The sequence below is a fragment of the Phycicoccus flavus genome (assembly GCF_004025965.2).
In the GTDB taxonomy this organism is placed as follows: Bacteria; Actinomycetota; Actinomycetes; order Actinomycetales; family Dermatophilaceae; genus Phycicoccus; species Phycicoccus flavus.
On sequence record NZ_SAYU02000032.1, the window covers coordinates 1 to 21,175 of the forward strand.

A 21,175-nucleotide genomic window follows, 5' to 3' on the forward strand; every position below is an offset into this window, starting at 1 on the left:
GGCCGCACCCGGCGGCGGGGGTGGCGGCGGAGGCGCCGTCCCGCCGGTGGGCGGCGGTGGCGGGGCGGCCGGCATCCCCGCGGCGCTGCCGGTGGCGGCGGCCGTCGCGGCTGCTCCCGTGGGCGGGGGCGGGGCGTCGTGGCGGGTCTCGGGCGGGGAGACGGTGAGCGGCCCCAGCCTCCCGGACAGCTCCAGCTCGCGCAGGGTGTCCAGGACGCGCTCGCGGTCGGCGGGGTCGACGGGCCGGTCGGTGGCCTCCAGCCAGGCGAGCACCCCGAGGTCGCGCAGGGCCTTGTTCGGGCTGGGCCCGCCGCCGATGTTCGCGTCGATCCCGGCGTTCGTCATCGCGACGTCCGCCTTGGCGGCCAGGTCGTTCGCGGCGGCCTTGGCGCGGTCGAAGAAGCTCATCGGGGTCCTCCCTGGTCCGACCCTCGGGCTGTCCCGGAACCATAGCGAGCCGGGCACCGTCCCTTCTAGCGTTGACCCCGAGAGGGTGGGCCGCCACCCGACGCACGGAAGGTGACCCTCCCCCCATGACGATCCACGGCTCGCTGTTCCAGGACTTCCGCGAGAAGCAGACCCAGGACCCGTTCGCGCTGCAGAACAAGAAGCTGCTGCGCATCGACATGCGGTACGGGGCGGTGCACGCGAAGACGGGCTCGATGGTCGCCTACCAGGGTGACGTGCGCTTCCAGAACCGCGGGTCCGGCGGGATGGGCAAGTTCCTCAAGTCGGCGATGACCGGCGAGGGCGTGCGGATGATGGAGTGCACCGGCTCCGGCGAGCTGTTCGTCGCCGACGAGGCCGCCGAGGTGCAGGTCCTGTACCTCGAGAACGACATGATCTCGGTCAACGGCAACAACGTCCTCGCCTTCTCCGCCTCGATCCAGTGGGACATCCACCGCATCCAAGCCCGCGGCGGGATGATGACCGGCGGCCTCTACAACGTCTCGCTGCGGGGCACCGGCTACGTCGCCGTGACGACCAAGGGCGACCCCGTCGCGCTCGACGTCGCGTCGTCGCCGACCTTCGCCGATGCCCAGGCCGTCGTCCTGTGGACCGCCGGGGTGTCGATGGACGTGCGGGTCGACACCGGCGGCATCGGCTCGATGCTGCGAGGCGGCACCGGCGAGCTGCTGCAGATGGCCTTCGGCGGCCAGGGCTACGTGCTCGTCCAGCCGAGCGAGAACGTCGTCGACGGCGGCCACCAGAGCAGCGGGAACCGCGGCGGCGGGGGCATGCTCGGCGGCCTCCTCGACGGCTGACCCCTGCGCCAACTTTCTCGCCTGATCCCGGAACCTTCGGGTTCGCCCACCCTCCGAAGGGGCGCGAACCCGAAGGTTCCGCGGTGATCCGGCGCCGGCGACCCGGTCCGGCGCGACGGACACCGCACCCGGTGCGCCAGAATGCACGGCATGACGGCTCAGGCGACCGGCACGGACATCCTCGACGTCGCGCGCGAGCAGGTGCTCGGGCGCGGCGTCCCCCTCACGAAGGAGCAGGTGCTCGACGTCCTGCGCACCGGTGACGACCGGCTGCAGGACCTGCTCGCGCTCGCCCACGAGGTGCGGCTGCGCTACCAGGGGCCGAGCGTCGAGGTCGAGGGCATCGTGTCGCTGAAGACCGGCGGCTGCCCCGAGGACTGCCACTTCTGCTCGCAGTCGGGGCAGTTCACCTCGCCGGTGCGCTCGGTGTGGCTGAACATCCCCGAGCTCGTCCGCGCCGCGAAGCAGACGGCCGCCACCGGCGCGTCCGAGTTCTGCATCGTCGCCGCCGTCCGCGGCCCCGACGACCGGCTCATGGAGCAGATGCGCGAGGGCGTCGCCGCCATCAAGGCCGCCGTCGACATCGAGGTCGCCGCCTCGCTCGGCATGCTCACCCAGCACCAGGTCGACGAGCTCGTCGACATGGGCGTGCACCGGTACAACCACAACCTCGAGGCCGGCCGGTCTTTCTTCCCCCGGGTCGTGACGACGCACAGCTACGACGAGCGGCTCGACACCTGCCGGATGGTCAAGGAGTCCGGCATGGAGCTGTGCTGCGGGGGCCTCGTGGGGATGGGCGAGACCCTCGAGCAGCGCGCCGAGCTCGCCGCGCAGCTGGCCGAGCTCGAGCCGCACGAGGTCCCGCTGAACTTCCTCAACCCGCGCCCCGGCACGCCGTTCGGCGACCTGCCGCCGATGGAGCCCGCCGACGCGCTGCGCACCGTCGCCGCCTTCCGGCTGGCCCTGCCCCGCACGATCCTGCGCTACGCCGGCGGCCGCGAGCTGACCCTCGGCGACCTCGGCACCCGCGACGGCCTGCTCGGCGGCATCAACGCCGTCATCGTCGGCAACTACCTCACGACGCTCGGCCGCGACCCGCGCGAGGACCTGGCGCTGCTCGACGAGCTCGAGATGCCGATCCGGGCGCTGGGCGAGACCTTCTGAGCGGCGGCCCGTCGGTGGTCGCGGACGCGGGGACGCCCGAGCCGGTGCCGCGCGTCGGCGACGCGGGCGCCTGGTGCGGGCAGTGCGGCGAGGCCCGCGACGACGCGGCCGGGCACGACCGCTGCGCCGCCCGGGCCGAGCTGGAGCCCCCGCGGTTCTGCGTGCACTGCCGCCGCCGGATGCGGGTGCAGGTGACCCCGGGGGCGTGGACGGCGACGTGCAGCCGGCACGGGTCGGTCGAGCGTTCGACCTGGTCCTGAGTCCCCCTCTCCACGTCGGGTGCCGGGGCGGCTGCCGGAGCGCCCACCTGGCCACCCGACTCCGCGAGCGCCGGCGGGAATGCGGCATGGTGGTTGACCGTTCAACCACACGATCAGCGTCGATCGCCCTGCCCGATCCCGCCCCAGGAGTGATCATGAACGTCCTCGTCCTCGTCGGCAGCCTCCGGCCCGACTCCACGAACCGCCGACTCGCCGACGCCGCCGTCGCCCACCTCCCGGCCGACGTGCAGGCCACCGTCTTCGAGCGCCTCGCCGACCTCCCGCACTACTCCGAGGAGCTCGACCACGACGACGCGCTGCCCGAGGTCGCCCGCGACCTGCGCGAGGCCGTCGCCGACGCCGACGCGCTGCTGCTCGTCACCCCGGAGTACAACGGCTCGCTCCCGAGCGCGCTGAAGAACGCCGTCGACTGGACCTCCCGCCCGCGCGGCGCCTCGGCCATCGCCGGCACCCCGGCCGCCGTCCTGGGCGCCAGTGGGTCGCCGCGCGCCGCCCAGTGGGCCCGCGAGGACGGCGTGCGGGTGCTGCGCGTCGCCGGGGCCGACGTGCTCGAGGACACCGTCGGCGTCGGGTCCGCGTTCCAGGCCTTCGCGGATGGCCGGCTCACCGACCCCGAGCTCGACGACGCGCTGCGCGGTCTCGTCCGTCGCCTCGCCGAGCAGGTCCGGGCGCACCGCACCGCCGCCTGACCCCGGCTCCCCCCGCCCGCCCGAGCGCCTGGGTCCGGCCCCTCCCGCCGGCACGCGTGTCCGGCGGCCCGGCCGGACCGGCTGCCACCGACCCGGTCGGCGATGTCCGGCGTCGTGCGGAGCGGGCCTCTCCGACGGCCCGACTCGTCGGTCGGGGCCGTGTCAGCGGGTCGCCGTGACGATGTCCTGCGGACTGTCCGGTCCGGACAAGGGCTTCCTCGCGCGTTGACCTGCGACGACGCCGCCCTGCACCATCTCGCGGCATGACACCGCTCGTCAGCACCCGCCGCCAGTACCTCGGACTCCTCGGGGCGGGAGGGATGACGGCGTGGCTGTCGGCGACGCACGCGCCGGCCGCACGGGCGGCCGTCGCCCCCGCCGCCTGGCTGACGGACGACGCGGTGGCGTCGCTCTACCACCGGGTCCTGCTGCGGCACACCCGCTGGACGGAGTCGCAGCGGGACGCCGGGGCCGGGGTCTACCGCTTCGGCGACTTCGGCTTCGGTGTCGTGCTCGGCCACGCGATGCTCCTGACCCGGGGCACCTACGACGCCGACGAGGCCGGCATCAGCGAGGACGAGCTGCGCTCGCGGACCCTCGCGACCATCAGGCACTACGCCGCCACCAACCGCAACGCCGGCGGAAGCGGGTGGGGACAGCGCCTGTTCTGGGACACCACGTTCCAGACCTACTTCGTCCTGGCCGCCCGCCTCCTGTGGGACGAGCTCGACGCCCCCACCCGGCGCAACGTCGAGCTCATCGGGACCGCGCAGGCCGACTACACGGTCGCCCTGGGCACCGCCCGTGACCCGATGTCCGGGAGCTGGACCCCCAACGGCCTGCAGGGCGGCTACCGCGGCGACACCAAGCTCGAGGAGATGGGCGTCTACGCGCAGGCCATCGGCCCCGGACTCGCGTGGTCCGGGGACGACCCGCACGCGCAGGAGTGGCTCGACACGTTCTCGCTGTGGGGCCGCAACCAGGCCGGCCTCCCCGCCGCCGACGCCGCGAACCCGACCATGGTCGGTGGCGCCCCCGTCTCGGACAACCGCGCCCACAACGTCTGGGACACCTTCGCCGTCGAGAACCACGGCTCCTTCGGCCCGCACTACCAGAGCGAGCTGTGGAGGACCGGCGGGCGCAACGCCGCGCACTTCATCGCCGCGGGCCGCGAGCTGCCCGAGGTCATCACCCACCAGCCGAACAGCGACCCGCTGTGGCGCGTCATCCTCGGCGTGATGAGCGACTCCGGCGAGCCGCTCATGCCGATGGTCGACGACCGCGAGCACCTGTTCGGCCGTGACGTCATCCCCCTGGCCTTCCTCGCCCAGGTGCTGGGCGACCCGCACGCGGCGCAGGCCGAGAGCAACCTCGCCCACCAGCTGCTGCCCTACCTGGACTACCCGCCGGAGTACCGGCTGGCCAAGTTCTCCGGCGAGCCGAAGTACGAGCCCGAGACGCGGGCCGAGATCACGATGAGCCTGCTCTTCCACGAGTGGCGGGCGGCGAACGGCGGCGCGGTGGCCCCGTCCGGCCAGGCCGAGATGTTCGCCGCGGCCGCCGGTGCCGTCGACCTCGGAGACGGCATCGGGATGGTGTCGCACCAGACCGCCCGCGCCTGGGCCGGCGCGCTCAGCAAGCCGGGCTTCACCAAGCTGGCCTGGCAGCCCGACCACGACGACTGGTTCTTCAACCTCGGCGGCGCGTCCCCGATGTACCTGCCGAGCACGTCGCTGCGCGCCAACGCCCGCGACACCACCGTGTACTCCCCCGCCCGCGACGGGTTCCACGCGTCGGCGACCGTGCTGACCCTCGACGACGGGCGGGTCGGCATGACGACGCTCCCGGACGGGAGCATCGTCATCTCGAGCTCCGGTGTCGCGGACCGTGAGGGGACCTACGGCCTGCACAACCTCACGATGCCCGGCGTCCGGGGTCTCGACGGCACCCGCACCTTCGCCACGGCCGAGGGCCCGGTCGAGGTCGAGTCCTCCGACTCCGGCGGCCCCCTGCCCTCCGGTGTCGTCCGTCGCGACGTCCTCGACCTGCACGGCGTCACCGCCCGCCACGTCCGCATGCTCGGCGTCCGCGCCGTGAACAAGTACGGGTACTCCATCTGGTCCCTCGAGGTCCGCGACCGGCGAGGCGGTCCCGACCTGGCCGTCGGCCGGCCGACGACCGCCTCGTCGCAGGACGGGGGCAAGGAGGCGCGGCTGGCCACCGACGGCGACCCGAGCACCCGCTGGGCGGTCTCCCGGGGCGACCGGCTCCGCCAGGACAGCTGGATCGCGGTCGACCTGGGCGAGCCGACCTCGATCGCCACGGTGCGCATCGACTGGGAGGCCGCGAACGCGACCGCCTACGAGCTGCAGACCTCCGACGACGGCACGACGTGGACCACCCGCGTCGTCTACCCCGCCGTCACCCGGACCTCGGGCTGGCTCGGCATCGACGACCGGGTCGCCTTCCTCGTCCGCGGGTCGCGCAACCCCATCGAGATCAGCGACGCCGCCCTGTGCCTGTCCGCCGGTCCGGCCTCGGGCAGCGCCGGGATGGTCGTCGAGGGCCTTCCCGACGTCCGCTCGGACGACCTGCCGGCCACGGCGGCGGCCGCCGAGGCGCTCGCCCCGCGGGTGGCGGACGGCAGCCTCACCGCCTCGCTCGCCGGCGGGCACCTCAGCCTGTTCAACCTCGGTGGGGCCGAGGTCCGCACGGAGGTCCTCCTGCCGCACCCGGGCTCCGGCCCCGTCGCGTGCCACGAGGGCCGTCAGACGGTGACCGCGGACGGGACCGTCCTCGAGGCCGCGCTCGGGGCCTCCTCGGCGGTCGTCCTGCCGCCGCGCCTGTCGGTCTCGGTCGGGGGCGCGCGACCCCCCGCAGGTCTCGTCGTCGAGGTGGTGGACGCCGCCACCGTGCGGCTCGGCGGGGTGCAGGCCCTGGTCGACGTCGAGTTCGCGACCGGCCGGACCCAGCGGATCGGCGTCGTCCCGGCGCGCACGACGACGGTCCGGGACCCCGGCGGCACCCCGTTCCCGCTGGCCGACCTCGCCCTGGACCGGCAGACCTTCCCGACCTCGCCGCTGCCCCCGACGATGACCTCGCCCGCCGCCGCCGTCGACGGCGACGCCGCGACCGCGTGGCAGGTCGAGGGCGACGGCCGCATGGTGGTCGACCTCGGCGGCGCCCACGACATCGGGCGGGTCCGGGTCGGCTGGGGCTCGCCGTCGGGCACCGGCACGGTCGCGGTCTCGGACGACGGGCTGGAGTTCACCGAGGTCGGCCGGGTCACCCCGTCGACGACGGGCGCCGGTCTCGAGGTCGGACGGTCCGCGCGCTACGTCGCGCTGGCGGTCACCGCCCCCGCGTCCTCGGGTCGCCGGGTCGCGGTGACGTCCCTGTCGGTCCTGCCCGCCTGACCTGCCCTCCCCGCTCCCGCCGCCCCGCAGCCCGCACGGTGGCGGACGGGGCGGCGGGGCCCCGGCGGTCGGGCGGGATGATGGGGCGGTGGACGCCGACCTCGCCGACCTGCTCGCGTTCGACCGCGACCACGTCTGGCACCCGTACTCCTCGGCGCTGAGCCCGCACGCCCCGTACCTCGTCGAGTCCGCCGAGGGGGTGCGCCTGCACGTCCGCGACCGGGACGGCACCCGCCGCGAGGTCATCGACGCGATGAGCTCGTGGTGGTGCGCCATCCACGGCTACCGCGTCCCGGAGCTGAACGCCGCCGCCCGCGGGCAGCTGGACCGGATGGCGCACGTGATGTTCGGCGGCCTCACCCACGAGCCCGCCGTCGGGCTGGCCCGCCGGCTGCGCGACCTCGCCCCGGACGGCCTGGAGCACGTGTTCCTCGCCGACTCCGGGTCGGTGTCGGTCGAGGTGGCGATGAAGGCGGCGCTCCAGTACCACCTCGCGGCGGGCCGGCCCCGCACCCGCTTCTTCACCGTCCGCGGCGGCTACCACGGCGACACCTTCAGCCCGATGTCCGTCACCGACCCCGTCGGCGGCATGCACTCCCTCTTCCGCGGCGTCCTGCCCGAGCACGTCTTCGCCCCCCGGCCGCCCGGCGGTGTGGACCGCGCCGCCGACGACCCCGACCTGCTCGCCTGGGAGCGCGCGACGACCGACCTGTTCTCCGCGCACGCCGACGACATCGCCGCGGTGGTCCTCGAACCGGTGCTCCAGGGGGCCGGCGGGATGCACGCCTACAGCCCGCACGTCCTCGGGGTGCTGCACCGGCTGGCCCGCGCCCACGGCGCCCTCGTCGTCCACGACGAGATCGCCACCGGCCTGCACCGCACCGGCCCGCGCTGGGCCGGCGACCGGGTCGTGTCGACCCCGGACATCCTCTGCGTCGGCAAGGCGCTGACCGGCGGCTACGTCTCCCTCGCGGCGATGCTGTGCACCCGCGAGGTCGCCGAGGGGGTGAGCCGCGGCGAGGCCGGCGGGCTCATGCACGGCCCGACGTTCATGGGCAACCCGCTCGCCTGCGCCGTGGCCGCCGCGAGCCTCGACCTCGTCACCGCGCGCGACACCGAGGCGGAGGTGGCGCGCGTCGGACGCGGCCTGGCCGAGGGCCTGGCCCCGGCCCGCGCCCTGACGTCGGTGGCCGACGTGCGCACCCTCGGCGCCGTCGGCGTCGTCCAGCTGCGCGAGCCCGTCCGCGTCGCCGAGGTCACCGCCGCCGCATTGGCCCGCGGCGTGTGGGTCCGGCCCTTCCGCGACCTCGTCTACACGATGCCGCCCTACGTCACCTCCGGCGACGACCTCGCGCTCCTCACCGCGGGGCTCGTCGGCGCGGTGGCCGACGTCCACGGGTGACGCGGCCGGGCGCCGGGGTCAGTCGGCCCGGGCCGCGCCCCAGCCGTGCCAGTGCTCGACCTCGACCCAGCAGCTGACCCGCGGCCGGTCGCGCACCCGGTACTGCTGCCCGGTGTAGTAGACGGCGAGCCGGTCGATGTCGGCGAGGGCGGTGGCCTCGTCGTCCTCCCAGCGCACGACCCGTCCGCGGACGCTCACGTGGGTGTACCACTCGCCCTCCTTCAGGGCCGTGAGCGCGACCTCGGGGTGCTCGCGCATCCAGGACACCCGGGCGCGCTCGGCGTCCATGTTGAGCAGGACCGTGCCGTCGTCCTCGACGAGGTACCAGGTGGCGACCGACATCGGGGTCCCGCCGGGCAGGAGGACGGCGACGACGGCCGGGTTCGGCGCCCTCAGCAGGTCGAGGGTCTCGGGCGGGATCGGGGGCTTGGGCACGGGAGGTCCTCCTCGGTCGGGACGGACGCCGCGGCCGGCGCCCCGCCTCCCAGCATGCCCGCGACCGGGGACACCGGGGGCAGCCGGCGCGGCGGGGCCGGCCGGCTCACCGGCCCACCACCCGCACGAGCACCGAGACCGCCTCGTCCGTCGACACCCCGAGGACGGCCGCCCGCTCGAGGTAGGCCCGGGCGGCGTCCTCGAGGGCGGCCTGCGGGGTGACCGCCGCCGGGGGGTGCGGCGCGACCCGGGTGCCGCCACCCCGGCGCGAGCGCACGTAGCCCGCCTGCTCCAGCTCGCGGTAGGTGCGGGCCACCGTGCCCGTCGCGAGGCCGAGGTCGGCGGCCAGCTGGCGCACCGGCGGCAGCCGGTCGCCGGGCGCCAGGACGCCGCTGCCGACGAGGTCGGCCAGCTGACGGCGGAGCTGCTCGTAAGGAGGCGTGGGGTCGAGCACGTCGACCGTCACCGTCGAGAGCGTCATCGGACGGGGGCGCCCACGGACGAGGCGTCGCCCGGCGTCGGCCGGGGCAGGTCCTCGACCCGCAGCCGCGGCGCCGCGACGAGGACCCCCAGCACCGCGGACGCCCCGACGAGGGCCAGCGGCGCGACGACCCCGGCGCCGGCCTTCACCGCGGCCTGCAGCGGCGAGAGCCCGCACAGCCCGCCGTCGAGACCGGAGGAGAGGAAGGCCGCGACCGGCGCCAGGGTCCCGAGGACCGCCACGGTCGCCCCCTCGAGCACCGCGGCGACCGACCAGCGGCGCAGCGTCGTGTCGAGGCCGAGGCTCTCGACCCCCGGGCGCGGCCGGCGCACGACGGCGCGCAGGGCGAGCAGCGTGAGCAGGCCGAGCACGGCGAACGCCGCCAGCAGCGGCACCGCGTAGTACGACCCCGGGAACGGCCCACGGCCCGAGCCGTACTGCGTCGCCACGCCGTCCACCACGGTGGTGCACGCGACCTGGAAGTACCGCCCGGCACGGCCCAGGTCGTCCGGCGCCCCCCACGCCGTCCCCGCCGCGAGCGATCCCACGAGCAGCGCGGTCCCGACGCCCAGGACCGCGGCGTGCCCCCGGGGGAGGACGTCGCGGACGCGACGCGTCTCGACCGGGGCCGACCGCCGCACGCCGCCGGCCCGGTGCCCGGTGAGCTCACCGACGACGGTGCCGAGCAGGACGCCCGCGCCGAGGACCGCCGGTGCCAGGGCGCTCACCCGGCCCAGCGCGTCGACCTGGCCGCCGGCGACGGCGAGCAGCCCCGCGGCCAGCAGCCCCCCGAGGAGGCCGAGGACCCGGGACAGGCGGGTGCGCCGGGCGACGTCGACGACGGCGGCGTGCTCGGCGATGCCGAGGACGACGGTGTGCCGCCGGGCCACGGCCAGGACGGTGGCGACGAGCGCGAACGGGAGGGCGAGGACCAGGATGCGCATGGCGCCTCCATCTTGTGTCGAGTGAGTGGTACAAAAGGGAGGGTGCAGCACGCGCGGGGTTTGTGTCAAGCACTTGATACAAGGTGGCTGTCCGGAGTCCGTGGGAGGATCGAGGAATGACGGGGACGCTCGACTGGTTGAAGGAGGCCGCCGCCGCCCGGGAGGCCGCGGGGCTCGTGCGGCGGCTCTCGGTGACGAAGTCCGCCGACATCGTCGACCTCGCCGGGAACGACTACCTGGGGCTGCGCCACCACCCCGCCGTGGTCGCGGGGGCCGTCGCCGCGGTCGAGACCTACGGGTCCGGGGCCGGGGCGTCGCGCCTGGTCACCGGCACCCTCGACGTGCACGAGGAGCTCGAGTCCGCGCTCGTCGGGCTCACCGGGGCGCCCTCGGCCCTCGTGCTGTCCAGCGGCTACCAGGCCAACCTCGCCGCCGTCGCCGGCCTGGCCGACGCCGGCACCCTCATCGTCAGCGACGAGCACGCGCACGCCTCGCTCATCGACGGCTGCCGGCTCTCGCGCGCCGCGGTCAACGTCGCCCGGCACAACGACCTCGAGCACGTCGCCGAGCTGCTGGCCCGCCGCGACGTGCCGCGGGCCGTCGTCGTCGCCGAGTCCGTGTACTCGGTGCTCGGCGACACCGCGCCGGTCGAGGACCTCGTCGCCCTCACCGCCGAGGCCGGCGCGATGCTCGTCGTCGACGAGGCCCACGCCCTCGGGGTGCTCGGGCCCGGCGGCGCCGGCCTGCTCGCGTCGATCGGCGCGCTCGGCGCCGAGCACGTCGTCGCCACCGGCACGCTGTCGAAGTCGTTCGCCGCCCAGGGCGGCCTCGTGCTCGCCGACCCGGTCGTGCGCGACCACCTCGTCAACACCGCCCGGCCCTTCGTCTACGACACCGGGCTGGCGCCGGCGTCGGCGGGGGCCGCGCTCGCCGCCATCGGCGTCCTGCACGAGCACCCCGAGCTCCTCCCCCGCGTCCACGCCAACGCCGCCCGCCTGGCCGAGGTCTGCGGGATCCCCGTGCCCGACGGTGCGGTGATGTCCGTGCGCATGCCGGGGCCGCACGAGACGGTCGAGGCCGTCGAGCGCGCCCGCGCGGAGGGCATCCGGGTCGGGGCGTTCCGGCCGCCCTCGACGCCCGACGGCTCCTCGCGGCTGCGGCTCACCGCGCACGCCGACCACGGCGCCCACGAGCTCGAGCGCGCCTGCGCCGTCCTCGCCGACCTCGTCCCGGCCCCGGTCTGACGGCCGCGCCGGTGTCCGGGACCTACGGGACCGAGGGGTCCGCGGACGACGTCGACGCCACCGGGACGGTCGACGGGCGGGCCCTGCCGTCGGTGGTCCTCGTCACCGGCACGGGCACCGGTGTCGGCAAGACCGTCGTCACCGCCGCCCTCGCCGCCCTCGTCCGCGGACGCGGCAGCAGCGTCGCCGTCGTCAAGCCGACCCAGACCGGTGTCGTCGACGACGAGCCCGGCGACGTCGACGAGGTGCGCCGGCTGGTCGGTGACGACCTGCCGGTGCACGAGCTCGTCCGGCTGAAGGACCCGCTCTCGCCCGAGGCCGCCGCCCGTCGCGACGGCACCCAGCTGCCGCCGGTCGCGCTGCACGCCAAGCGGATCGGCGAGATCGCCACCGGACACGACGTCACCCTCGTCGAGGGCGCGGGCGGCCTGCTCGTCCGCCTCGACGCCCGCGGCGGCACGCTCGCCGACCTCGGGACGGCGCTGCGCTACAAGGGCGTGTCCTGCGGTGTCGTGCTCGTCGCGTCGGCCGGTCTCGGGGTGCTCAGCACGGCCGCGCTCACCGCCGAGGCCCTGCGGGCGCGGTCGCTGCCGCTGCTCGGCGTCGTCGTCGGGTCGTGGCCGCAGGACCCGGACCTGGCCGAGACCGAGAACCTCCACGACCTGCCACGGGTCACCGGGGCGCCGCTGTGGGGGCGGGTGCCCGAGGGCGCCGGCACCCTGGCCGCCGACGCGTTCACGGCCGCGGTCCCCGGCTGTTTCGCCATCGCCTGACCCGCCGGCCCCGACCGGGACGTGACCCCGGTGGCCGGTGACCTCACGGCCAGCCGCACCCACGTCGGCGGGTGCGGGGGCGGCTTGCGAGGATGGGCGGATGAGCGCCGCCGACCGTCCGTACCGCGTCACCACCGTCTGCCACGGCAACATCTGCCGCTCGCCGATGGCCGCGTTCCTCCTGCGCGAGGCCTTCGACGACGCCGGGCTCGGCGACCGCGTCGAGGTCGACTCCGCGGGCACCTCCACCGAGGAGCTCGGCAACCCGCCGCACCGGCGGACCGTCGCGACCCTGCAGCGGCACGGCCACCCGGACACCGGCTGGTCCGAGCACCGGGCGCGGCAGTTCCAGGCCGACTGGTTCGACGACGTCGACCTCGTCCTGGCCGCCGACCACGCGCACGCCGACCGGCTGACCCGCCTCGCCCGGACCGACGAGGAGCGCGGGCGCGTGCGCCTCGTCCGCTCCTTCGACCCCGACGCCGTCGCTGCCGGCGAGCTGGGCATGGACGACCCCTGGTACGGCGGCGACGCCGAGTACGAGCAGACCTACGCCGAGATCACCGCCGCCGTCCCCGGCATCGTCGAGCACGTCCGCGCCGAGCTCGAGGGCTGACCCCTCCCGCCGGGCTCGACCCCGTCGGTGGCCGTGCGGCGACCGACCGCGCCGGACCCGGTCCGGCGGTCGACGTGAGGACGGCGGCGGCGGTCAGGGCAGCGGCTTGACGAGCCAGGCGACGACGTCGGCCGACTCGCGGCGCACCCCGTCGTCGTCGACGACGGTGTACCGGTCGGGGTAGCGCGTGCCGGTGTCGAGGTAGCCGCGGCGGCGGTAGAGCCGCAGGGCGCCCTCGTTCGCGGGGTCGACGCCCAGGCCGACGCCCCGGTGCCCGGCGCCGGCGACGAGGGCCTCGACGTGGTCGAGCAGCCGCGAGCCGACGCCCGAGCCCTGCCGCTCCTGCGGCCACACCTGCAGGCCGTTGACCTCCGGCACGCCGTCGGACACCTCGGGCGCCGGCGGCCCGTCCCACCGCACCTCGCAGGACCCGACGGGCCCGGCGCCGTCGAACGCGACGAGGTAGGTGCTGGCGCCCTCCTCCACCCGCGCGACCCGGGTCTCGTGGACGGCCGAGGCGCCGGTCGGCTGCCAGCGCTCGAGCAGCGGCAGGTCCCGCCGGTCGACGGCCCGGACGGTCAGGTCATGGGTCGGGTCCACCCGTCCCACGCTAGGCCCGCCGTCGCTCCGGGCGGCGGGGGCACTGCCCCCGACCACCTCGCCCACACCGACGGCCGGCCGGGTGGTCGTCGCCGTCCGGCAGCCGACGCCGGGACGGCGGGGGCGTGCCGCTCTGGGACACTGGAGACATGACGAGCACGACCGACGCCGCGCCCGGCGGCCTCTCGCACACGACCCGCCTCGCCGACGTCGAGCCGCCGATCGCCCTCGGTGCGCTGGACGGTCGCTACCGCGGGGTCGTCGCGCCGCTCGTCGACCACCTCAGCGAGCCCGCGCTCAACCGCGCCCGCCTCCACGTCGAGGTCGAGTGGCTCGTCCACCTCACCGAGCGCGAGGTGCTCCCCGGCGTCCGTCGCCTCACCCCGGCCGAGCAGGACACCCTGCGCGCCGTCGTCCGCGACTTCGGCGCCGCCCAGATCGACGAGCTCGGCGACATCGAACGGGTCACGCTGCACGACGTCAAGGCCGTCGAGTACGTCCTCAAGACCCGCCTGCGCGAGATCGCGCCAGCAGAAGAGGACGCAGGCCTCGCCGAGCTCGTGCACTTCTGCTGCACGAGCGAGGACATCAACAACCTCTCCTACGCCGTCATGGTCCGCGGTGCCGTCCACGAGGTGTGGCTGCCCCGCGCCCGCGCCCTCGTCGACGACCTCGCGAGCATGGCCGCCGACCTCGCCGACGTCCCGCTGCTCGCGCACACCCACGGCCAGCCGGCGACGCCGACGACGATGGGCAAGGAGCTCGCCGTCCTCGCCTGGCGGCTGCGCCGGCAGCTCCGGCGGATCGAGGACGCGGAGTTCCTCGGCAAGCTCAACGGCGCCACCGGCACCTACGGCGCGCACGTCGCCGCCGTCCCCGGCGCCGACTGGGAGGCGCTGAGCCGGTCCTTCGTCGAGCACCTCGGGCTCACCTGGAACCCGCTGACGACGCAGATCGAGAGCCACGACTGGCAGGCCGAGCTCTACGCCGACCTCGCCCGCTTCAACCGGGTGCTGCACAACATGTGCACCGACGTGTGGTCCTACATCTCGATGGGGTACTTCGCCCAGGTCCGCGGGCAGGGCACGGTGGGCTCCTCGACGATGCCGCACAAGGTCAACCCAATCCGGTTCGAGAACGCCGAGGCCAACCTCGAGGTGAGCAACGCGCTGTTCGACGTGCTGTCCGCGACGCTCGTGCAGAGCCGGCTCCAGCGGGACCTCACCGACTCCTCGATGCAGCGCAACATCGGCTCCGCGTTCGGGCACAGCCTGCTGGCCATCGACAACGCCCGCCGCGGGCTCGACGGGCTCGACGCCGTCCCCGAGGCCATGGCCGCCGACCTCGACCGCAACTGGGAGGTGCTCGGCGAGGCCGTGCAGTCGGCGATGCGGGCGCTCGGCGCGCAGGGCGTGCCGGGCATGGAGGAGCCCTACGAGCGCCTCAAGGAGCTGACCCGCGGCCGGCGGATCGGACAGGACGACCTCGTGGAGTTCGTCCGCGGACTGGGCCTGCCGCCCGAGGTCGAGCAGCGGCTCGCCGCCCTCACCCCGCAGACCTACACCGGCCTCGCCCCCGCCCTGGTCCGCCACCTCGGATGACCGCCGGCCCGCGCCCCGGTGACGGCGTAACCGGGGACGGCCCCGTCGCGATCGTCCCGGCCGACCTCGCCGACCCGCGGGTCGGGGACCTCGTCGCCGAGCACCTCGCCGAGATGGAGCCGACGGCGCCCGCGTGCAGCCGGCACGCCCTGACCCTCGAGCAGTTCGCCGACCCCGCCGTCCGGCTCTGGGTCGCGGAGGCCGGCGGGGGGCTCGTCGGGTCCGTGGCGCTCAAGGACCTCGGCGGCGGGCACGTCGAGCTGAAGACGATGCGGGTCTCGCCCATCCTGCGCGGCAGCGGGCTCGGTCGCCGGCTGTTGGCCCACGCCCTGGCCGCGGCCCGGGCCGGCGGCGCCACCCGGGTGAGCCTCGAGACCGGCGCCGGCGAGGTCTTCGTGCCGGCCCGCTCGCTGTACCGCCGCCACGGGTTCACCGACTGCGAGCCCTTCGGCGACTACCGGCCGGACCGCAACAGCACGTTCCTCACCCTCGCCCTCTGACCCACCGGCGCGCGGCGCGCGTCCGTCCGCGGCGGCGGCCCCTCTGCCCACGGGCGCGTGGCCGGGCGACCCGTCTGCACGGAACCTCCACACGTCGGCGACGCCCTGCCCACACGCCGGGTGGTGGGGTGGGGCCATGGGGGCCTCGGAGGGGACGGCGCGGCCGGACGGACGACGGTCGGAGTGGGCGCTGGCGTCGGCGGCCGCGCTGACGGTGGTGCCGTGGACGGTGTTCGGCCTGCTCGGCCGGCTGCCTCGGCGGGACGACCGGGGGCGTCGGGTCACCCAGGTCGTGCTCCTCGACACGCAGGTCTGGCGGGCGTGGTCGCTCGTCGCCGGGGCCGTGCTCCTCGCCGTGCTCCTGCTGCTGCTCCTGCTCGTCCTGGCCCGGCGGGCCCGGGGCGGCGCCCGCGTCGTCACGGCCGCCGTCGGGGGGACGCTCTGGCTCGGCGTCGCGGCGCTCCTGGCGGTCGTCGCGTTCTTCGGTCTGCTGGGCACGGGTGGGCGGTCCGAGGTCGTCACCGGCGCGGACGGCCGCCGCGTGATGCTCACGGCCGACTCCGTCGACGGCGACGTCACAGCGGTGTACCAGCCGTCCGGCCGGGTCACCTGGGTCGCCGAGCCGGCCGGTCCGGAGGTCGACCGGTGGCAGCACCCCTGCACGCTCGTCTCGCGCCCGGACCTCACGGGCACGGTGCGCTGCGGGTCGACGGCCCAGGAGATCGGTCCGCCGCCCTGACGCCGGGGACGGCGGCGTGCGGTGTGCGGTGTGCGATCGTGGAGCGGTGGCGACCAGCGACCCCCGGCCCGTCGACCGCAGCGACCTCGACGGCATCGCGACAGCCCTGCCCGAGGTGACCCGCGAGGGCATCGACACCCATCCCGCGTACGCCGTGCGTGGGAAGACGTTCGTCGTCTGGCGCGGGCCCCGCAAGGACGCGCTCGAGCCCGACACCGGCGAGCGGCTGGACGACGTCATCTGCATCGTCGTCCCCGGCCCGGACGACAAGCAGGCGATCCTCCAGCTCGGCGAGCCGTGGTTCACGACCCCGCACTTCGACGGCTACGACGCCGTGCTCGTCCGGGAGCGCGATCTCGGCCGGCTCGAATACCTCGAGCTCGCCGAGATCGTCACCGACGCCTGGGCCACGAGGGCGCCGAAGAAGCTCGTGAAGCAGCACCTCGGCTGACCGGGACACCGGGGTCGGGGCGGTGGACCCGTCGGGGGCCGGTGGGCGTGCGGGTTTCCCGTCGGGGGTGGGCGCAGGTGTGCCATCCTGACCCTCAGGCCCCGGAGGTCGACTCCAACCCCATACCCTAGGGGGGTATGATGGTGTCCATGAGCGTCGCCACCCCGGACCCTGCCGTCGGCCCACCCGGCTACGAAGGCACCAAGGACGCGCAGCTGAAGCGGCTGCGCCGCATCGAGGGCCAGGTGCGCGGCATCGCCCGGATGGTCGAGGGCGACGCCTACTGCATCGACGTCCTCACCCAGGTGAGCGCCGCGACCCGGGCCCTGCAGGCCGTGAGCGTCGGCCTGCTCGAGGAGCACATCGCCCACTGCGTCGTCGACGCCGCCCGTGAGTCCGACGAGGCCGCCGCCGCCAAGGTCGACGAGGTCACCGCCGCCGTGGCCCGGTTGCTGAGGAGCTGACGTGACCCAGACCACCGACCGTCCCGGCAGCGAGGTCCACGAGGTCGACCTCGCCATCACGGGGATGACCTGCGCCTCGTGCTCGGCGCGCATCGAGAAGAAGCTCGGCAAGCTCGAGGGCGTCGACGCCGTCGTCAACCTCGCCACCGAGAAGGCCACCGTGCGCTGGACCGGGCCCGTCACCGTCGAGGACCTGCTCGGCACCGTCCGCAGGACCGGGTACGGCGCCGAGCTCGTCGGCGACGACGCCGCCCCGGCGCCCACGACGACGGCCCGGACCCCGGCGACGAGCCCCCGACCGGGGCGCGACGGCCGGCCGACCCCGCCGCGCGCGGACGGCGCCCCGCCCACCACCCGCCCGGTCGCGTCCGGTGACCACCGTGCCGCGACCGACGCGCCGCCGGCCGCCGTGCCCCCGGCCCCCGCGACGGACCGGCCCGCGGCGGACCGGCCGAACCGCGCCTCCGCCGCGCTCGAGCGGGTCGCCGACCTGCGCTCGCGCGCCCTCTCGGCCGCCGTCCTCACCCTGCCGGTCGTCGTGCTCGCCATGGTCCCCGGCGCCGACATCCCGAACGAGACGTGGGTGCAGCTCGTGCTCGCGACGCCGGTCGTGCTCTGGGCGGGCTACCCGTTCCACCGCTCGGCGGTCCTCAACGCCCGGCACGGCGCGTCGACGATGGACACCCTCGTCTCGCTCGGCGTGCTCGCCGCGTACCTGTGGTCCACCGTCGTCGTCGTGTCCGGTCGCGCCGGCGGGATGGACGGCGACGGCTCGCACGTGTGGTTCGAGTCGGCCACCGTCGTCACGACCTTCCTCCTCCTCGGCCGCTGGATGGAGGCCCGCGCCACCGACCGCACCCGCGACGCCCTGCGCGGCCTGCTGGAGCTCGGCGCCAAGGAGGCGCGCGTCCTGCGCACCGACCCCCGGTCCGGCGCGACGGTCGAGGAGCGCGTGCCGGTGGACGAGCTGGTCGTCGGCGACCGCTTCATCGTCCGCCCCGGCGAGAAGGTCGCCACCGACGGCGTCGTGCGAGACGGCTCCAGCGCCATCGACGCCGCGCTCGTCACCGGCGAGTCCACCCCGGTCGAGGTCTCGCCAGGCCACGACGTCACCGGCGGCACGGTCAACACCACCGGCCGGCTCGTCGTCGAGGCGACCCGGGTCGGCCGCGACACGACGCTGGCCGGCATCACCCGCCTCGTCGAGCGCGCGCAGACGAGCAAGGCCCCGGTGCAACGGCTCGCCGACCGGGTGTCGGCGGTCTTCGTGCCGGTCGTCCTCGTCCTGGCGCTGCTGACCTTCGCCGCCTGGTGGGCGATCGGCGGCGACCCGGTGCGCGCCCTCGAGGTCGCCATCACCGTCCTCGTCATCGCCTGCCCGTGCGCCCTCGGCCTCGCCACCCCGACGGCGCTGCTCGTCGGCACCGGCCGCGGCGCCCGGCTCGGCATCCTCATCAAGGGCGCCGACGTCCTCGAGGACACCCGCCGCATCGACACCATCGTCCTGGACAAGACCGGCACGGTGACGACCGGCGAGATGTCCCTCGTCCAGGTCGCGACGGCCGGACGGCTGCTCAAGGACCAGGCGCTGCGGGCGGCCGCCGCCGTCGAGGACGGCAGCGAGCACCCGGTGGCACGGGCCGTCGTCGCCGCCGCCCGCCGTCGGGCCCTCGACGTCCCCCCGGTCACCGACTTCGTCGCGCTGCCCGGGGCGGGGGCCCGCGGCGACGTCAACGGCACCGTCGTCTCCGTGGGTCGCGCCGACCTCTTCGACGACGTCCCGGCCGCCATCGCCAAGCCCTCGGCCGAGGGCACGACGGTGTGGGTCGGCTGGGGCGGGCGGGCCCGGGCGGCCCTCACCGTCTCGGACACCGTCCGCCGCAGCTCGGCGCGCGCGGTCCGTGACCTCGGCGACGCCGGCCTCACGACCTACCTGCTCACCGGCGACCACGACCGCGCCGCCCTCACCGTCGCGCGCGACGTCGGCATCTCCGCCGGCCACGTCGTCGCCGACGTCCGTCCCGAGGACAAGCACGCGATGATCGCCGACCTCCAGGCCCGGGGCCGGGTCGTCGCCATGGTCGGGGACGGGGTCAACGACGCCGCCGCCCTCGCGCAGGCCGACCTCGGGATCGCCATGGGCAGCGGCACCGACGTCGCCGCCGGCGCCGCGGACATCGTCCTCCTGCGCTCGGAGCTGCCGGCCGTCGCCGACGCCGTCGCCCTGTCGCGGGCGACCCTGCGCACCATCCGCCAGAACCTCGTGTGGGCCTTCGGCTACAACGTCGCCGCCATCCCGCTCGCCGTCGCCGGGGTGCTCAGCCCCATGGTGGCCGGGGCGGCGATGGCGGCCTCGAGCGTCCTCGTCGTCACCAACAGCCTCCGCCTGCGCCGCTGGTCGCGCGCCCGCTGACCCGCGGGAGACCCCCACCGCACGAGAGAGCCCACCCGGGTACCGGGTGGGCTCTCTCGTTGGGGGCGGACCGGGGTCCGCGGGGCGGGGCGTCAGACGACGACGGAGCCCTGGGGGGTGTCGAAGGTGACGGCCATGAGGCCGGGGGTGCCGCGCGGCGAGACGAACGAGAAGTCGATGACCGACGAGGTGTAGTCGGCGGGGAGCCCGAGCCACTCACGGACCCGGTCGGGGTCGCCGGCGATGGTGAGGGAGCGGATGGTCACCTCGGTCGAGGCGTCGTCGGAGGGGTGGGGCAGCCCGTCCTCCCACGCGATGAAGAACGGCAGCTGCGGGTCGGCCTGGAGGCCCTTGATCCCGATCTGCCGCCAGCGCAGCTCGACCCCGTCGGGCCGGTGCCGGTTGCCCTGGACGGCCTGGCGGCCGAGGCGCTGCTCCTGCTCGGCGAGGTCGTCGACGCACACGACCCACCCGAGCCAGCCGCCGCCGGCCTCGGACCGGGCGCGGACGACCTGGCCGAACGGCGCCTTGTCGGCGGCGGGGTGCTCGAGCACCTCGACGACCTCGACGTAGCGCTCGTGGGCCAGCGGCAGGATGACGTTGCGGGTCCCGAACCTCGGGTGGACGCCCCCGTCGACCGGCTCGACGCCGATCAGCTTCGCGAGGCGCTCGGCCGTCGCGTGCACGCCATCGTGCTCGGCCGCATAGACGACGTGGTCAACTCGCATGCCATGCATGGTCCCACATGCGCGGACGTGCTCCGGACACCGCCCCGGGACCCCTCCGCCCCTGGCCCGACGCCCGATCCCAGGCGTCACAGCAGCCTCACGAGGTGCGCTGGCGCACCGCCTCGTAGACGACGACGGCGGCCGACACCCCGGCGTTGAGGGAGTTGACCCGGCCCGCCATCGGGATGCGCACCCGCACGTCGGCGGCGCCGAGCGCGGCCTCGCTGAGGCCGGTGCTCTCGGTGCCGACGGCGATGGCGACGGCCCCGCGGTAGTCGGCGGCGGTGTGCGTCAGGTCGGTGTCGGGGGTGGTCGCGACGACCCGGAACCCGCCGGCGTGCAGCCAGTCCCGCACCTGCGCCAGCGGCGCCGACGCCACGGGCACCGAGAACACCGTGCCCTTGCTCGCCCGCACGACGTTGGGGTTGCCCCAGTCGGTCGTGGGGTCGGCGGCGACGACCGCGGCCACCCCGGCGGCGTCGGCCGTGCGCAGCACCGACCCGAGGTTGCCCGGCTTCTCCAGGCCCTCGACGACGACGACGAGCGGGTCGTCAGGCAGCGTGAGGTCGGCCAGCGGCACCCCGGCCACCGGGACGACCGCGAGCAGCCCGTCGGGGCCCTCGCGGTAGGCGACCTTCTCGAAGGCGGACCGGCCGCAGCGAATCGTCGTGGTGCCGAGCGCGCGTACCCGCTCGACGAGGCCGCCCTGGGCCTCCGGGTCGGTCATGAGCTCGGGGCAGTGCAGCAGCAGGTCCGGGACGACGCCCGCCTCGACCGCGAGCGCGAGCTCGGCGTGGCCGTCGACCACCGTGCGCCCCTCTTGCTCGCGCACCCGCCGGCGCCGAAGCGCCGTCACGGCCTTGAGGCGCGGGTTGGTCGCGGAGGTGACGTGGAGCTCGGCCATGGCCGGGCCAGCATCCCACGCACCCGACGTGGGGGCGGCCGGTCGGGGCCCGGGTGCGGTAGAAA

The 21,175-nt window shown here is 75.7% G+C and carries 22 protein-coding genes; 15 read left to right on the top strand and 7 right to left on the bottom strand.

Features of this window, described 5'->3' with window-relative positions:
* The coding region (locus EPD83_RS10835; protein WP_205859498.1) for a hypothetical protein at positions 1-408 on the bottom strand (408 nt) is incomplete at its 3' end.
* Between the two features lie 125 nt (positions 409-533).
* Here EPD83_RS10835 and EPD83_RS10840 point away from each other — a divergent pair.
* From EPD83_RS10840 to EPD83_RS10865, 6 genes are all read left to right on the top strand, one after another.
* Positions 534-1,265 (top strand): AIM24 family protein, encoded by a 732-nt coding sequence (locus EPD83_RS10840; protein ID WP_128367785.1) that lies wholly within the window; start codon positions 534-536, stop codon positions 1,263-1,265.
* 150 nt (positions 1,266-1,415) lie between these two features.
* Entirely contained in the window at positions 1,416-2,429 is a 1,014-nt protein-coding gene (gene bioB, locus EPD83_RS10845; protein ID WP_128367784.1) for a biotin synthase BioB, read from the top strand.
* Positions 2,430-2,473: 44 nt separating this feature from the next.
* A complete protein-coding gene (bsaP, locus tag EPD83_RS10850) occupies positions 2,474-2,689 on the top strand; it encodes a biotin synthase auxiliary protein BsaP (protein ID WP_128367578.1) in 216 nt (71 codons plus the stop codon).
* Positions 2,690-2,844: 155 nt separating this feature from the next.
* Entirely contained in the window at positions 2,845-3,399 is a 555-nt protein-coding gene (locus EPD83_RS10855; protein ID WP_128367579.1) for an NADPH-dependent FMN reductase, read from the top strand.
* Positions 3,400-3,662: 263 nt separating this feature from the next.
* Positions 3,663-6,815 carry a discoidin domain-containing protein gene (locus EPD83_RS10860; protein ID WP_205859499.1) on the top strand — a complete coding sequence of 1,051 codons (3,153 nt, stop codon included), beginning with the start codon at positions 3,663-3,665 and terminating at the stop codon, positions 6,813-6,815.
* A gap of 88 nt (positions 6,816-6,903) precedes the next feature.
* A complete protein-coding gene (locus EPD83_RS10865; RefSeq protein WP_128367447.1) occupies positions 6,904-8,217 on the top strand; it encodes an adenosylmethionine--8-amino-7-oxononanoate transaminase in 1,314 nt (437 codons plus the stop codon).
* An 18-nt stretch (positions 8,218-8,235) separates the two neighbouring features.
* On the opposite strand, the gene EPD83_RS10870 is transcribed toward EPD83_RS10865, so the two are convergent.
* The 3 genes from EPD83_RS10870 to EPD83_RS10880 all read right to left on the bottom strand — a co-directional run bounded on the left by EPD83_RS10870 (position 8,236) and on the right by EPD83_RS10880 (position 10,077).
* Positions 8,236-8,652 (bottom strand): pyridoxamine 5'-phosphate oxidase family protein, encoded by a 417-nt coding sequence (locus EPD83_RS10870; protein ID WP_128367446.1) that lies wholly within the window; start codon positions 8,650-8,652, stop codon positions 8,236-8,238.
* 106 nt (positions 8,653-8,758) lie between these two features.
* Entirely contained in the window at positions 8,759-9,118 is a 360-nt protein-coding gene (locus EPD83_RS10875) for a GntR family transcriptional regulator (RefSeq protein WP_322095784.1), read from the bottom strand.
* A gap of 11 nt (positions 9,119-9,129) precedes the next feature.
* Positions 9,130-10,077 (bottom strand): hypothetical protein, encoded by a 948-nt coding sequence (locus EPD83_RS10880; RefSeq protein ID WP_128367444.1) that lies wholly within the window; start codon positions 10,075-10,077, stop codon positions 9,130-9,132.
* A gap of 116 nt (positions 10,078-10,193) precedes the next feature.
* On the opposite strand from EPD83_RS10880, the gene EPD83_RS10885 reads away from it, so the two are divergent.
* From EPD83_RS10885 to EPD83_RS10895, 3 genes are all read left to right on the top strand, one after another.
* Positions 10,194-11,321: an 8-amino-7-oxononanoate synthase gene (locus tag EPD83_RS10885; RefSeq protein ID WP_128365751.1), complete on the top strand. Its 1,128-nt coding sequence runs from the start codon at positions 10,194-10,196 to the stop codon at positions 11,319-11,321.
* A gap of 11 nt (positions 11,322-11,332) precedes the next feature.
* Positions 11,333-12,094: a dethiobiotin synthase gene (bioD, locus tag EPD83_RS10890; protein WP_235950518.1), complete on the top strand. Its 762-nt coding sequence runs from the start codon at positions 11,333-11,335 to the stop codon at positions 12,092-12,094.
* Between the two features lie 100 nt (positions 12,095-12,194).
* Positions 12,195-12,710 carry a low molecular weight protein-tyrosine-phosphatase gene (locus EPD83_RS10895; RefSeq protein ID WP_128365750.1) on the top strand — a complete coding sequence of 172 codons (516 nt, stop codon included), beginning with the start codon at positions 12,195-12,197 and terminating at the stop codon, positions 12,708-12,710.
* 93 nt (positions 12,711-12,803) lie between these two features.
* Here the strand turns inward: EPD83_RS10895 and EPD83_RS10900 are convergent, their stop codons facing one another.
* Positions 12,804-13,310 (bottom strand): GNAT family N-acetyltransferase, encoded by a 507-nt coding sequence (locus tag EPD83_RS10900; protein ID WP_205859500.1) that lies wholly within the window; start codon positions 13,308-13,310, stop codon positions 12,804-12,806.
* A gap of 149 nt (positions 13,311-13,459) precedes the next feature.
* Between EPD83_RS10900 and purB the strand changes: the two genes are divergently transcribed.
* The 6 genes from purB to EPD83_RS10930 all read left to right on the top strand — a co-directional run bounded on the left by purB (position 13,460) and on the right by EPD83_RS10930 (position 19,478).
* Positions 13,460-14,911 carry an adenylosuccinate lyase gene (gene purB / locus EPD83_RS10905; RefSeq protein WP_128365749.1) on the top strand — a complete coding sequence of 484 codons (1,452 nt, stop codon included), beginning with the start codon at positions 13,460-13,462 and terminating at the stop codon, positions 14,909-14,911.
* Positions 14,908-15,411 (top strand): GNAT family N-acetyltransferase, encoded by a 504-nt coding sequence (locus tag EPD83_RS10910; RefSeq protein WP_128365748.1) that lies wholly within the window; start codon positions 14,908-14,910, stop codon positions 15,409-15,411. Before purB ends, EPD83_RS10910 begins: the two co-directional genes overlap by 4 nt.
* Before the next feature lie 136 nt (positions 15,412-15,547).
* On the top strand, positions 15,548-16,150 hold the full coding sequence (locus EPD83_RS20875) for a hypothetical protein (RefSeq protein ID WP_128365747.1): 603 nt from the start codon (positions 15,548-15,550) through the stop codon (positions 16,148-16,150).
* 46 nt (positions 16,151-16,196) lie between these two features.
* Positions 16,197-16,601 carry a hypothetical protein gene (locus tag EPD83_RS10920; RefSeq protein WP_128365746.1) on the top strand — a complete coding sequence of 135 codons (405 nt, stop codon included), beginning with the start codon at positions 16,197-16,199 and terminating at the stop codon, positions 16,599-16,601.
* A 149-nt stretch (positions 16,602-16,750) separates the two neighbouring features.
* Complete coding sequence (locus EPD83_RS10925; RefSeq protein ID WP_235950520.1) at positions 16,751-17,065, top strand: metal-sensitive transcriptional regulator; 315 nt, start codon at positions 16,751-16,753, stop codon at positions 17,063-17,065.
* A 1-nt stretch (position 17,066) separates the two neighbouring features.
* Positions 17,067-19,478 (top strand): heavy metal translocating P-type ATPase, encoded by a 2,412-nt coding sequence (locus tag EPD83_RS10930; RefSeq protein ID WP_322095785.1) that lies wholly within the window; start codon positions 17,067-17,069, stop codon positions 19,476-19,478.
* 92 nt (positions 19,479-19,570) lie between these two features.
* Here the strand turns inward: EPD83_RS10930 and EPD83_RS10935 are convergent, their stop codons facing one another.
* Positions 19,571-20,206, bottom strand: coding sequence for a VOC family protein (locus tag EPD83_RS10935; RefSeq protein WP_128365744.1), 636 nt, complete (start codon positions 20,204-20,206; stop codon positions 19,571-19,573).
* A gap of 97 nt (positions 20,207-20,303) precedes the next feature.
* Positions 20,304-21,110, bottom strand: coding sequence for a TrmH family RNA methyltransferase (locus EPD83_RS10940; protein WP_128365743.1), 807 nt, complete (start codon positions 21,108-21,110; stop codon positions 20,304-20,306).
* Between the last annotated feature and the right edge of the window lie 65 nt (positions 21,111-21,175).